This is a genomic window from Microvirga sesbaniae (genome assembly GCF_025460805.1).
GTDB classification, from domain to species: Bacteria; Pseudomonadota; Alphaproteobacteria; order Rhizobiales; family Beijerinckiaceae; genus Microvirga; species Microvirga sesbaniae.
Genome location: NZ_JAMXFJ010000019.1, coordinates 24,324 through 37,669, shown reverse-complemented (window position 1 = coordinate 37,669; position 13,346 = coordinate 24,324). Strand labels below are relative to the sequence as shown.

Below are 13,346 nucleotides of genomic sequence, written 5' to 3'. Positions count from 1 at the left end.
GCTCGAGAGGCCATCCTATGGGGACGGCCGGCGCCATGCATCCAGATCGTCCAGGGACAGGTTGGATCCGCAGAGCACGAGGCCGATGACGCTGTCGTCCGGCAGAGACGGAACGACCATCTCAGCGGCCGTGAGGACGCAGGCCGCGGCCGGCTCGCAGAGCAGTTTCTCCGTCTGGAGCAGCCAGCTCACATCGGCCACGACCGGCGGGTCCTCGACAAGCAGGATCTCCTTCAGGAAGAGCCTGGCGGCCGCCATGGTCCGGCGGGTGGCGAAGGGCGCGGCGAGGGTCCGGGACAGGGAGGTCGGGCGAATGGTCACCGGCTGATCCGCCCTGAGGGCCTCGGTCATGGTCGGCGCGCCGGTCGGCTCGACACCGTAAACGGTCAGCGACGGCCGCCTGGCCTTCAGGGCGGCCGCCACGCCGGACATGAAGCCGCCGCCCCCGATCGAGACGAACACATGGGTGAGGTCGGGGATGTCGTCGAGAAACTCGAGGCCCAGCGTGCCGTGGCCCGCGATGATGGCGGGATCGTCGTAAGGATGCACGAAGAGGCGGCCCTGGCGCTGGTAATCCTCGGCCTTGGCGAAGGCTTCGGCGGCATCGTCGCAGAGCTCCACGTGGGCGCCGAACTTGGTGGTGAGGTCGATGTTGAAACGGGCGGCCGTCTTCGGCATCAGGACGAGCGCGTCGAGCCCGAGCGTTCCGGCGACCCGCGCCACTGCGATGGCGTGGTTGCCGCCCGAGACGGTCACGAGTCCGCGCCGGCGCTCGTCGTCGCTTAAGGTCAGCACCTTGTTGAAGACCCCTCGGACCTTGAAGGAGCCGGCAAGCTGCAGCGCTTCCATCTTCACCGCGCCGCGCCGCCCGAGCCGCGCCGAGATGTCGCCACTCTCGTACGCAGGAGTGCGCCTGACGCGTCCGGCGATGCGGTCGCGGGCAGCTTCGATGTCGGAGAGCGTCACGTCAAAGGCGGTCATGTGGGTGTCCGTCGGGCGGCATGTGAGATGAGACGGCCAATGGCGCCGTCGCGGGCGACGCGATCATGCGAGCGACGTCTTGGCTTCGTCAACGGGCGGCGATCGAATTTCCTGCTGATAAAAAAGCGACTTGACCGGCGGCTCGATAGGATTGGATGCTCACGCTCAACCACGGAGTCGAGCACGATGTCCATGTCACCCCGCGAGATGCTCGCGCGTCTGATAGCCTTCCCGAGCGTATCCACCAGCAGCAATCTCGATATCATCCACTTCTGCCGCGACTGGCTGAACGGCCACGGCGTCGAGAGCCATCTCGTCATGAGTCCCGAGGGCGACAAGGCCAATCTCTACGCCACGATCGGCCCCCGGGTGGAGGGCGGGATCGTCTTGTCGGGCCACACGGATGTCGTGCCGGTCGAGGGACAGAACTGGTCCACGGATCCCTGGACGCTCACGGAGAAGGACGGTCGCCTCTACGGTCGTGGCGCAACCGACATGAAAGGCTTCGACGCGCTCGTTCTGGCGCTCGTGCCCGAGATGGTGCACGCGCCTCTCAAGCGCCCCATCCACATCGCGCTGTCCTACGACGAGGAGATTGCCTGCCGTGGAGCACCGTCGATGGTGCACGCGATGGCTGGATCCATCCCGGCGCCGTCCGCCGTGATCGTCGGCGAGCCGACGCGCCATGCGGTGGTGACGGGGCATAAGGCGTCCGTGCAGCTGCGGACCCAGGTGACGGGATATGCGGTCCACTCCAGCCGGATCGACCAGGGAGTGAGTGCGGTCATGAACGCCGCTCGCCTGATCGCATGGCACGAGGACGTGATGGAGGAGAACCGGCGCAGAGCCGATCCGGACAATCCGTTCGAACCGCCCTACACCACGCTTCATTGCGGCATGATGGTCGGCGGCAATGCCGCCAACGTGGTGTCGTCCTCGGCCTGGTTCTTCAGCGACATCCGGGCGGTCCCGACGGAGAGCCCCATGGACTATCTGGCCCGCTACGAGGCCTATATCCGCGAACGGATCGAGCCTCGCATGAAGGCCATCGCTCCCGAGGCGCGGGTGGATGTCGAGCTCGTCGCCGAGGTGCCGGGACTCCGGCCGGAGACCGATGGTGCGGCGGAGCGGCTGATGCGTCGGCTGACAGGCGACAACGGCACTCATGTGGTGTCCTACGGAACGGAGGCGGGGCTGTTCCAGCGGGCCGGCTGGTCGACGGTGGTCTGTGGCCCCGGCGACATCGCGCAGGCCCACCAGCCGGACGAATATATCGAGGTCGGCGAATTCCAGGCCGGGGAGGCAATCCTGCGCCGCCTGATCGGGGACCTCTGTGCCTAAATGCTGAGCAGGACGGTCCACGTCGGGGCTAGACCACCGGCCACTTTCCTGCCTAAGTTCATTCCTCAGCGGAAGGAACGACGACAACAGTCGCGCTTCCGACAAGAGGAACACCGCGCAAAGACGCGGGCCTCCAGAGGAGAAGGACAGACAATGACGATCCGTTCGAAGTTTCTCGTCGCGGCCGCGGCGACCCTGATGGCCGGCGTAGCTTTTCCGGCCATGGCGGTGACCCTGCGCTATGCCAACCAGGGCGACCTGAAGTCGCTCGACCCCTATACCCTGAACGAGACCACCACCATCGCGCACCACGGCCACGTCTATGAGGGCCTGACGAAGCGCGGCAAGGACCTTGCGATCGAGCCGGGCCTGGCTGAGCGCTGGGAGATCAGCGAGGACGGCCTGACCTGGCGGCTCTTCCTGCGCAAGAACGTGAAGTTCCACAACGGCAATCCCTTCAACGCCGACGACGTGATCTTCTCCGCCAACCGCGTCCGCGCCCAGGGCTCGAACTTCCAGACCCGCGTTCCCAGCGGCTCGGAATGGGTGAAGGTCGACGACTACACGGTCGACGTGAAGCTCAAGTCCCCGAACCCGATCATGAACGCCCAGTGGGACACCTGGTACATCATGGACAAGGAGTGGTCGGAGGCGAACAACAGCGTCGCGCCCACGCCGGCCGCCGCGACGACGCCGAGCTTCGCGTCCCTGAATGCCAATGGCACCGGACCGTTCAGGATCGAAAGCCATCAGCCCGGCGTGAAGACCGTCTTCAAGGTGAACAAGGACTGGTGGGGCAAGGTCGAGCATAACCTCGACGAGATCGTCTTCACCCCGATCGCATCCGACGCCACGCGCGTTGCCGCCCTGCTCTCGGGCGAAGTGGACGTGATCGAGCCGGTTCCGTTGCAGGACGTTCAGCGCGTCAACGGCACGGCGAACGCCAAGGTGCTGGCCGGTCCCGAGCTCCGGACCATCTTCCTGGGCTTCGATCAGACCCGCGACGAGCTCCTGTTCTCGAACGTGAAGGGCAAGAACCCGTTCAAGGACAAGCGCGTGCGCGAGGCCTTCTACAAGGCGATCGACATCGAGACGATCAAGTCCCGGGTCATGCGCGGCATGTCCACCCCGTCGGCGCTGATGATTGCCCCGCAGCTGTTCACCTATTCGGCCGACTTCGTGCGTCCGAAATACGATCTCGAAGGCGCCAAGAAGCTGCTGGCCGACGCCGGCTACCCGAACGGCTTCGAGGTCGGACTGGATTGCCCGAACGATCGCTACGTGAATGACGAAGCTATCTGCCAGGCCGTGGTCAGCATGCTGGCCCGTGCCGGCGTCAAGGTGAACCTGATGGCTCAGCCGAAGGCGCAGTACTTCGGCAAGGTGCTCAAGTCGGGCAATTACAACACCTCGTTCTACCTGCTGGGCTGGACCCCGGGCACCTTCGACAGCCACAACGTGCTGTTCGACATCGAAGGCTGCCGGAACGATCCGCAATCCTCGCGGGGCGAGTCGAACCTCGGCAATTTCTGCAACAAGCAGCATGACGAGCTGACCGACAAGATCCTCGTCGAGAGCAACAAGGAGAAGCGCGACCAGCTGATCAAGCAGGCCTTCCAGATCACCTTCGACGAGTACGGCTATATCCCGCTGCACCAGCAGGCGCTCGCCTGGGGCGTGTCGAACAAGGTGACGCTGCCTCAGCGGGCCGACAACCAGGTGCTGCTCTACTGGGCGCAGAAGAAAGAGTAGTCCGCATCTGATCGCTTATCCCGGACGGCCTCCGCGCCGTCCGGGACAGTTTTTCGAAGGTTCGGGCCGTTGGGTCGCCCGGGCCGCAGCGATCAAGAGATTGTGCATGTTCGCATTCATCATCCGGCGCGCCCTTCAGGCCATCGGCGTTCTTCTGGCCGTCGGGATCATTTCATTCGCGATGTTCCGCTTTGCCGGCGATCCGGTGAACCAGATCGTCTCCCTCGATACGCCCGCCGCCGAACGGGAGCAGGTCCGGCGCTCTCTTGGGCTCGACGATCCGGTGCCCGTGCAGTTCCTGCGTTACCTCACCAGCGCGGCGCAGGGCAATTTCGGCGTCTCCTACCAGTTCCGCCAGCCCGTCTCGGATCTCCTGGCCGAGCGCATGCCGGCCACGCTCGAGCTCGCATTCTGTGCGACCGTCTTCGCCACAGGTTTCGGTGTGCTCATGGGGGTCTATTCGGGATTGAAGCGGGACAGCTTCCTGGCAAAAGTGTTCCAGACCGTGTCGCTGATCGGAATCTCGCTTCCGACGTTCCTGATCGGCATTCTGCTGATCTATCTCTTCTCCGTCACCCTCGGCTGGCTGCCATCCTACGGCCGCGGCGACACGGTTCGTCTCGGCTGGTGGACGACGGGGCTTCTTACCCTGTCGGGCCTGAAGGCCCTGATCATGCCCTCCATCACGCTCGGTCTCTTCCAAATGACGCTGATCATGCGCATCGTCCGTGCCGAGATGCTGGAGGTGCTGCGCACCGACTACATCAAGTTCGCGAGGGCGAGGGGGCTCACGACCAGGGCCATCCATTTCGGGCATGCGCTCAAGAACACCCTCGTGCCGGTCATCACCATCGTGGGCCTTCAGTTCGGCTCCGTGATCGCGTTCGCGATCATCACCGAGACCGTGTTCCAATGGCCAGGCATGGGCCTGCTGTTCGTCCAAGCCGTGCAGAATGTCGATATCCCGATCATGGCGGCCTACCTCATGCTCGTGGCGCTCATCTTCGTGGCGATCAACCTCGCCGTGGACATCCTCTACACCATCGTCGATCCTCGCCTGAGGACGACGATCCGGCAGCCGGCCTGAGGAGGCAGAGATGGCAGACGCAATCCAGGCAGCGCCCGCGCCTCACTCCCAACCCACAACCTGGGCCGGCCGCTTTTTCGACAGCGACGTCTGGGCGAGCTTCAAGCGCTCGAAGCTGACCATGGCCGCAGCCTTCCTGACGCTCCTTTTCGTCGCGGCAGCCCTGCTCGCCGGGCTGGTCGCACCGCAGGATCCCTTCGATCCTGCGCAACTCGACCTGCTGAACAGCCGCTTGCCGCCGCTCTGGGACGCGGAAGGGCAGGCGCCCTTCCTCCTCGGCACGGACGAGCAGGGCCGCGACATCCTCTCGGCCATCCTGTACGGCCTGCGGATCTCGCTTGCCGTCGGCTTTCTCGGCGTCGCCTTCTCGGCCACGCTCGGGATCGGCCTCGGTCTCGTCGCAGGCTATATGGGCGGCACGACCGATGCGGTCATCATGCGCATCGCCGACGTGCAGCTGACCTTCCCGGCGATCCTGATCGCGCTCCTCGTGGACGGGGTGGTGAAGTCGGTCCTCGGAGGCCAGCTCGACGGCGTCACGACGCTGTCCGTGCTGGTCTTCTCCATCGGACTGAGCTTCTGGGTGCAGTACGCCCGCACGGTGCGCGGCTCCGTGATGGTCGAGAAGAACAAGGACTACATCGCGGCCGCCCGGCTCATCGGCCTGCCGGCGCCGGTGATCATGCTCCGCCACGTCCTGCCGAATGTCCTTGGCCCGGTGCTCGTCATCGCGACCATCAATCTGGCGCTCGCCATCATCACGGAGGCGACCCTGTCCTTCCTGGGCACCGGCATGCCGGAAACCATGCCCTCGCTCGGCACGCTGATCCGTATCGGCAACAACTACCTGTTCTCCGGCGAGTGGTGGATCATCGCATTCCCCGGCGTCGCACTCGCGCTTCTCGTCCTTGCCATCAACCTCCTGGGCGACTGGCTGCGCGACGCGCTCAATCCGAAGCTGCGATGAGAGAGGGAACTCCCATGCCGCAACCCGTCCTCTCCGTCCGTGACCTGCGCGTCGAGTTCGTCACCCGGCGCGGGATTCTGAAGGCCATCGACGGCATCTCCTTCGACATCGCCAAGGGCGAGGTGCTCGGCGTCGTCGGCGAATCCGGGGCCGGCAAGTCGGTGACGGGATCCGCCGTCATCGGCCTCATCGATCCGCCGGGCCGGATCGCCGGCGGCGAGATCCTCCTGTCCGGCAAGCGCATCGACAATCTGCCGCCGGAGGAGATGCGCCGGGTGCGCGGCAAGCGCATCGGCATGATCTTCCAGGATCCGCTCACCAGCCTCAACCCGCTCTACCGGGTCAGCGAGCAGCTGATCGAGACCATCCGCACGCACACCAACCTGTCCGCCTCGGCGGCCAGGAAGCGGGCCATCGACCTCCTGGCCGAAGTCGGCATTCCGGCGCCCGAGCGGCGGATCGACAGCTATCCGCACGAGTTCTCGGGCGGCATGCGCCAGCGCGTGGTGATCGCCCTCGCGCTGTGCGCCGAGCCAGAGCTGATCATCGCGGACGAGCCGACCACCGCGCTCGACGTGTCGGTTCAGGCGCAGATCATCGCGCTGTTGAAGCGCCTCGGACGCGAGCATGGCACGGCCATCATGCTGGTCACGCACGACATGGGCGTGATCGCAGAAACGGCCGACCGGGTCGCCGTCATGTATGCGGGCCGCATCGCGGAAATCGGGCCGGTGCGCGAGGTGGTGCAGAACCCGCTGCACCCCTATGCCAAGGGCCTGATGGGCGCGATCCCGTCCCTGGAGACGGACGCGGAGCGCCTCGTCCAAATCCCGGGCTCCATGCCGCGGCTCTCGGCCATCCCCCCGGGATGCGCCTTCAATCCGCGCTGTCCATTCGTGTTCGACCGCTGCCGGGTCGAACGGCCGGAGCCGATCCAGCACAGCGAGCATCGTGTGGCCTGCCATCTCTACGATCAATCTTCCGTCCGGTCGGAGGCCGTCGCGTGACCGAGCACTCTTATGTCGAAGTCAATGACCTGCGCCGCCTGTTCGACGTGTCCAAGCCGTGGCTCAACCGGATGCTGGAGGGGGGCGAGAGGCAATACCTCAAGGCGGTCGACGGCGTCTCCTTCGACATCGCGCGGGGCGAGACCTTTGCCCTGGTCGGGGAATCGGGCTCGGGCAAGTCGACGGTGGCCCGGATGGTCGTGGGTCTTCTCCCGCCGACGAGCGGCACCGTTGCGATCGACGGCGTCTCGATGACGTCGGCAGCCGCGTCCGCGGAGCGCCAGCGCCTGCGGCGGCGGATCCAGATGATCTTCCAGGATCCCTATGCCAGCCTCAATCCGCGCTGGCAGGTCGACCGCATCGTGGCCGAACCGATCAGGGCTTTCCGGTTGATCGAGACCGAACGGGACATCGCCAGCCGGGTCGGCGAGCTTCTCTCCCTGGTCGGCCTCCATCCGGCGGACGGCGGGAAGTACCCGCACGAGTTCTCCGGCGGACAGCGCCAGCGCATCGCGATTGCCCGTGCGCTCGCATCCAATGCGGAGTTCATCGTCTGCGACGAGCCGACCTCCGCCCTCGACGTCTCGGTGCAGGCGCAGATCCTGAACCTCATGCGCGATCTGCAGGACCGGCTGGGGCTGACCTATCTGTTCATCAGCCACAACCTCGCCGTGGTGCGCCACATGGCCAGCCGAATCGGCGTGATGTATCTCGGCCGCATCGTCGAGATCTCCAACGGGCGCGAACTCTTCGCCCGTCCGAAGCATCCCTACACGCGCATGCTCCTCGATGCGGTGCCCGACGTGGGCATGACCGGCCGGCAACGCATTCCCGTGCGCGGCGAGATCCCGAACCCGATCAACCCGCCCTCGGGCTGCACCTTCAATCCGCGTTGCCCCTTCGCCAACGATCGCTGCAGGATGGAGATTCCGCCGCTGCTGGGGGGCGTGGCCTGCCATGCCATTCACGAGGGACGTCTGGCCGTCGACGCGGCCGCCTGACGCGGCATTGCCGCTTCCTCCGCAAAATAGTTGACTCAGTCAACAATATGCCCGAGTCTGTGCGCCAGGGAGCCATCCATGTCGCACATGCCGAAATTACCGACGGACGAGCAGATCGAGCGGGTCCGGAGCTTCAACCGGTTCTACACGCGCCATATCGGCCTTCTGAACGAGGGATTGCTCGAGAGTGCATTTTCGCTGACCGAAGCCCGGGTGCTCTACGAGCTTGCCCATCGGGGCCCGGTGACGGCGGCGGATTTGGGCCGGGAACTGGGTCTCGACGCCGGCTATCTCAGCCGCCTCCTGAAGAGGTTCGGCGCTCACGGCCTGACCCGGCGCACCCCGTCGAAGGATGACGGACGGCAGTTCCTCCTGTCGCTCACCGACAAGGGCCTTGCCGCCTTCGAGCCCCTGAACCAAGCCTCTGCCGCTCAGGTCGCCACGATGCTGTCGCGCCTGTCGGCGGGCGAGCGGGAGCGGCTCACGCAGGCCATGACGACCGTCGAGCATCTGATCGGCGACGGCCCGCGTCCGGATCGGCCGTACATCCTGCGCCCCCACCGGCCTGGCGACATCGGCTGGATCGCCCACCGGCAGGGGATTTTGTACGCGCAGGAATATGGTTGGGACGAGACGTTCGAGGCGCTGGTGGCGGAGATCGCCGCCGCCTTCGTCAGAAACTTCGATCCCGCACGGGAGCGATGCTGGATCGCGGAGCGGGACGGCGAGATCGTCGGGAGCGTCTTCCTCGTGCGGTCGTCGGACGAGGTGGCCAAGCTCCGGCTGCTGTATGTGGAGCCGTCCGCCAGAGGGCTCGGCCTCGGGGGTCGGCTGACGGAGGAATGCATCGCCTTCGCAAGGGACCGGGGCTACAGGACCCTGACGCTCTGGACCAACGACGTGCTCGTGGCCGCCCGCCGCATTTACCAGGCGAAGGGATTCCGGCTGGTGAAGGAAGAGCAGCATCACTCTTTCGGAAAGGACCTGGTCGGGCAGACCTGGGATCTCGTTCTGTGAGGCGTCGGGACGGGCTCGCCCTCGCGGCTGCGGCCGCGACGGGCGTCCAGGTGGGTGCGGCCCTGGTGGCCACGCGCTTCGTCGTGCATGACATCGGTCCGGCATCGCTGGCCTTCCTGCGCTACGCCATCGCGGTCCTCTGCCTCGCGCCGCCCCTCTGGATGAGCGCACGGGTGAGGTTCGCGCCGCGCGATCTCCTGGCCGTGATGGGGCTGGGCGTCGTGCAGTTCGGGGTCCTGATCGTTCTCCTCAATCTCGGACTGCAGTCCATCGCCTCCACCCGTGCGGCGCTCCTCTTCTCGACCTTTCCGCTGATGACGATGTTCATCGCGGCAAGTCTCGGTCGCGAGCGCCTGAGCCGGATGAAGGTGGCGGGCGTCGTGCTGACGATCGGTGGCGTGGCGGCGGCACTGGGCGAGCGGTTGACCACGCAGAGTGCAACGGGCGAGTGGCTGGGAGCCCTTCTCGTGCTGGCTGCCGCACTTTGCGGTGCCGCATGTTCCGTGCTCTACCGACCTTACCTCGCCCGCTACCCGACCCTCCCGGTCGGCGCCTGGGCCATGCTCGCATCGGTCCTGTTCCTGGCGATTCCCGCGGGCTTGGAGGGGCTCTTCACGGACCTGCCGCCCCTCGATCGAGCCGGCTGGCTCGCGGTCCTGTTCATCGGTCTGTCGAGTGGGGTCGGTTATGTCCTCTGGCTCTGGGCGCTCAAGAACGCCACGCCGACGCGGGTCACGGTGTTCCTCTCCCTGAGCCCGATCACGGCGGCTCTGCTTGGCGTGTCGCTGCTCGGGGAGCCCTTCACGTTCGGCGTGCTGGTCGGTCTTGCCGGCGTCGTTGCCGGGCTCTGGCTCGCCACCAGAATGGAGCCGTCGCCCGAGGAGCCATGACACGCGCCGGCGTCAGCCGCGAGCCCGTCATGTCGAGACTGTGATGAACATTCGATTCGAAGTTTGGAACAATCGTAGTCTATGTCCACGGACAGCCGGCTTATCCGAGAGTAGAGCATCCGGGACCTGATGATCTCTGCATATTCGAGGCTGGGCAATTCAAAAGCTTTGCTTTTGATGCCGCGACAATCACAAGTCTGTGTGGTGAAATTACGTTGGGAAACGATCCGCCCCGACCGCGTTTAGCCTCTGTCATATGTGGCGATCGGCCATGTTCAAGGAAAGCACAGGAGACATTGATGAAGAAGCTCGCGATCTTCGCCGGCGCTGGATTTATGGTACTTGGCGGCATGGGCGCCGCTCTGGCGCAGTCATCGCCGGCGATCTCCGGAACGCCCGGATCCCTGTTCCCGGATGCGGCTCCCCATGAGATCCGCTGGATCAACGGCGTTCCCTGCCGGACCATTCTCGATCCGAACACCCGGGATACGCGTATCCCGATCGCCTGCGCCGGACAGGTCAGCGGGGTCGTGGCGGCCCCGATGCCCGGCGACGTCGTTTCGACCGGAAGCATCGTTCCCGCTCCCGTCGGTCCGATGATGGGCGCCCCGGCTCCCGTCGGCGCAGCCGATCCCTATGCCGCTCCGCACGAGATCCGCTACATCAACGGCGTGCCGTGCCGCACGGTGCTCGATCCGAACACCCGGGACACCCGTATCCCGATCGCCTGCGGTCAGTAAGCGAGTCTCACGGGAAATAGCGCGGGTCGTCCGACCCGCGCTAATTGATGAGAGCGTGACACAGGAAAGCCCCACACCACGGAGCGTGGTGTGGGGCTTTGGCCGTGCCGTGAGGTTGCGTCCTACTCGGCGGCCTGCCGGAGAGGGAGGAAGCCGATGGATTGCCTCTGCGGTCCCTCCTGTTTCAGGGTCCGGACCATGTCCTCGTATTCCCGCTCCATCTCGGGCGTGACGGAGGGACGGGTTTCGCGCAGAGCCTGCTCGAACTGCGCCATGGTCACGTGCTCGGCCTGAAGCGATTCCCTGAGGGCGAGGAGACCGGCCCGGCGGGTGAGATCCTCGAGATCGGCGCCGGTGAACCGGGCGGTCCGCTCCGCGATCATGTCGAGGTCCACATCGGGGCCGAGGGGCATGTCCTTGGTGTGGATCCCGAGGATGTGCCGGCGGCCTTGAGCGTCGGGAACCGGCACGTAGATCAGCTCGTCGAAGCGTCCCGGCCGGAGGAGGGCAGGGTCGATCAGGTTCGGCCTGTTCGTGGCCGCCATGACGACGACGCCCTGCAGTTCCTCCAGGCCGTCCATCTCGGCCAGGATCGTGTTCACCACCCGCTCCGTGACCGCAGGTTCGCCGAGGCCGCCGCCGCGCACGGGGGCAAGGGAATCGATCTCGTCGATGAAGATCACCGTCGGGGCGACCTGCCGGGCGCGGGCGAACAAGCGGGAGACCTGCTGCTCGGATTCGCCGTACCATTTCGACAGGAGGTCGGAGGATTTCGTCGCCACGAAATTCGCCTGGGCCTCGCGGGCGACCGCTTTCGCCAGGAGCGTCTTGCCGGTGCCGGGAGGCCCGAACAGCAGGAATCCCTTGGCCGGGCGGATGCCCAGGCGCCGGAAGGATTCCGGGCTCTTGAGCGGCAGTTCCACGCCCTCCCGCAGACGGGTACGGGCCTCCTCGACACCGCCGATGTCGTCCCAGGTCACGTTGGGCACCTGGATCATGATCTCGCGCAGGGCGGAGGGCTGGACGCGCTTCATGGCGTTCATGAAATCCTGTCGCGTGACCTGCAGGCTCTCCAGCACGTTGGACGGTATGCCGTCCCTGAGATTGACGCCCGGCAGGATGCGCCGAAGGGAATCCATGGCCGCCTCCCGGGAGAGGGCCGCGAGATCGGCGCCGACGAAGCCATAGGTGGTGCGGGCGACCTCGTCGAGATTCACGTCCTCGGCCAGGGGCATGCCGCGCGTGTGGATGCCGAGGATCTCCCGGCGCCCCGGTTCGTCCGGAACGCCGATGACGATCTCCCGGTCGAACCGTCCGGGACGGCGGAGGGCTTCGTCGATGGCCTCACGCCGGTTCGTGGCGCCGATCACCACGATGTTCTGGCGCGGCTCGAGGCCGTCCATCAGGGTGAGCAGCTGGGCCACGATGCGCCGCTCGACCTCACCCGTCACCTCCTCGCGCTTGGGAGCGATGCTGTCGATCTCGTCGATGAAGATGATCGCCGGCGCGTTCTGCTGGGCTTCCTGGAAAACCTGGCGCAGCCGCTGTTCGGACTCGCCGTAGTGGCGCCCCATGATCTCGGGTCCGGCAATATGGAAGAACTGCGCCTCCGTCTCGTTGGCAACCGCTCGGGCCAGCCGGGTCTTGCCGGTGCCGGGAGGGCCGTAGAGCAGGACGCCTTTCGGCGGATCGATGCCGAGGCGCTGGAAGAGTTCGGGATGGCGGAGGGGGAGTTCCACCATCTCGCGGACCTGATCGACCGTGCTGCCGAGACCGCCGATGTCGTCATAGGTCACGTCGGCCCGGCGGGCCTCGCGCGGCTCCTCGAATTGCGGGCGCAGCTCGATCTCGGTCTCGGCCGTCACGTGCACGATGCCGCGCGGCTGGGTCGAGACCACGACGAGGCGGATCTCCTGCAGGCCGTACGCCGGAATGTTGAGAAGCCCGCGCATCTCCTCGGGCATGCGCGGGTCTGCCGAACGCTGCGAATAGACCGACGTGGAGATCACGTCCCCGGCGGTCAGCGGACGCTGGTAGAAAGTGCGCTTCAAGGCATCGCCCGAGCCCTGCAGACGGAGCCCCTTCTGGGCCGGAGCGAGCACGACGCGCGCTGCAGGACGGACCTCGGCGCGCTTCACTTCCACGTGATCCCCGCTGCCCACACCGGCATTCACCCGCTGCAGACCGTCGAGGCGAACGATGTTGAGGCCCTCGTCCTCCGGATAAGGCGCCACGGCGATGGCCGTCGTATGGCGCTTGCCGATGATTTCGATGGCTTGGCCTTCCTGGAGGCCGATCTCGCCCAGGGCCTGTCGGCTCATGCGTGCGATGCCACGGCCCGAATCGTCCGGCCGGGCGTTCGCGACCTGGAGGCGTACACTCTGCCCATCCTCTGCCATTGCTGTTCTTCCCATCGTTCGAGCGCTGTTGGTGCGATGGCAGATGAGGGGAAAGCCAAGGCTCGCGCTTCCCGGGTGCCACGCGTTCGAGGCTTCGCAGGCTGCTGCAATCGACAAGCGACGAAACCGCAGGGCCAACGCAACATGCCCGGAAATGTTGCAGA

The 13,346-nt window shown here is 65.9% G+C and carries 11 protein-coding genes; 9 read left to right on the top strand and 2 right to left on the bottom strand.

The window, feature by feature from the left end:
• Positions 1 to 15: 15 nt before the first annotated feature.
• On the bottom strand, positions 16 to 981 hold the full coding sequence (locus OCW50_RS22220) for a threonine ammonia-lyase (RefSeq protein WP_262298982.1): 966 nt from the start codon (positions 979 to 981) through the stop codon (positions 16 to 18).
• Between the two features lie 186 nt (positions 982 to 1,167).
• Here OCW50_RS22220 and argE point away from each other — a divergent pair, with 186 nt between their 5' ends.
• The 9 genes from argE to OCW50_RS22175 all read left to right on the top strand — a co-directional run bounded on the left by argE (position 1,168) and on the right by OCW50_RS22175 (position 10,783).
• The gene (argE, locus tag OCW50_RS22215; RefSeq protein WP_262298981.1) at positions 1,168 to 2,322 is read left to right on the top strand and encodes an acetylornithine deacetylase; all 1,155 of its coding nucleotides are present in this window, start codon (positions 1,168 to 1,170) and stop codon (positions 2,320 to 2,322) included.
• Between the two features lie 153 nt (positions 2,323 to 2,475).
• Positions 2,476 to 4,074: an ABC transporter substrate-binding protein gene (locus OCW50_RS22210; RefSeq protein WP_262298980.1), complete on the top strand. Its 1,599-nt coding sequence runs from the start codon at positions 2,476 to 2,478 to the stop codon at positions 4,072 to 4,074.
• 106 nt (positions 4,075 to 4,180) lie between these two features.
• Positions 4,181 to 5,161 carry an ABC transporter permease gene (locus tag OCW50_RS22205; RefSeq protein ID WP_262270710.1) on the top strand — a complete coding sequence of 327 codons (981 nt, stop codon included), beginning with the start codon at positions 4,181 to 4,183 and terminating at the stop codon, positions 5,159 to 5,161.
• 10 nt (positions 5,162 to 5,171) lie between these two features.
• Positions 5,172 to 6,128: an ABC transporter permease gene (locus OCW50_RS22200; RefSeq protein ID WP_262270711.1), complete on the top strand. Its 957-nt coding sequence runs from the start codon at positions 5,172 to 5,174 to the stop codon at positions 6,126 to 6,128.
• A gap of 14 nt (positions 6,129 to 6,142) precedes the next feature.
• Positions 6,143 to 7,135: an ABC transporter ATP-binding protein gene (locus OCW50_RS22195; RefSeq protein WP_262270712.1), complete on the top strand. Its 993-nt coding sequence runs from the start codon at positions 6,143 to 6,145 to the stop codon at positions 7,133 to 7,135.
• A 71-nt stretch (positions 7,136 to 7,206) separates the two neighbouring features.
• Positions 7,207 to 8,136 carry an ABC transporter ATP-binding protein gene (locus OCW50_RS22190; RefSeq protein ID WP_262299038.1) on the top strand — a complete coding sequence of 310 codons (930 nt, stop codon included), beginning with the start codon at positions 7,207 to 7,209 and terminating at the stop codon, positions 8,134 to 8,136.
• A 78-nt stretch (positions 8,137 to 8,214) separates the two neighbouring features.
• Positions 8,215 to 9,153 carry a bifunctional helix-turn-helix transcriptional regulator/GNAT family N-acetyltransferase gene (locus tag OCW50_RS22185; protein WP_262298979.1) on the top strand — a complete coding sequence of 313 codons (939 nt, stop codon included), beginning with the start codon at positions 8,215 to 8,217 and terminating at the stop codon, positions 9,151 to 9,153.
• Positions 9,150 to 10,043 (top strand): DMT family transporter, encoded by an 894-nt coding sequence (locus OCW50_RS22180; RefSeq protein ID WP_262298978.1) that lies wholly within the window; start codon positions 9,150 to 9,152, stop codon positions 10,041 to 10,043. The genes OCW50_RS22185 and OCW50_RS22180 overlap by 4 nt, the downstream gene beginning before the upstream one ends.
• Positions 10,044 to 10,342: 299 nt before the next feature.
• Positions 10,343 to 10,783, top strand: a complete 441-nt coding sequence (locus tag OCW50_RS22175; RefSeq protein WP_262270716.1) for a hypothetical protein — start codon at positions 10,343 to 10,345, stop codon at positions 10,781 to 10,783.
• A gap of 122 nt (positions 10,784 to 10,905) precedes the next feature.
• Here the strand turns inward: OCW50_RS22175 and OCW50_RS22170 are convergent, their stop codons facing one another.
• A complete protein-coding gene (locus OCW50_RS22170; protein WP_262298977.1) occupies positions 10,906 to 13,182 on the bottom strand; it encodes a CDC48 family AAA ATPase in 2,277 nt (758 codons plus the stop codon).
• Between the last annotated feature and the right edge of the window lie 164 nt (positions 13,183 to 13,346).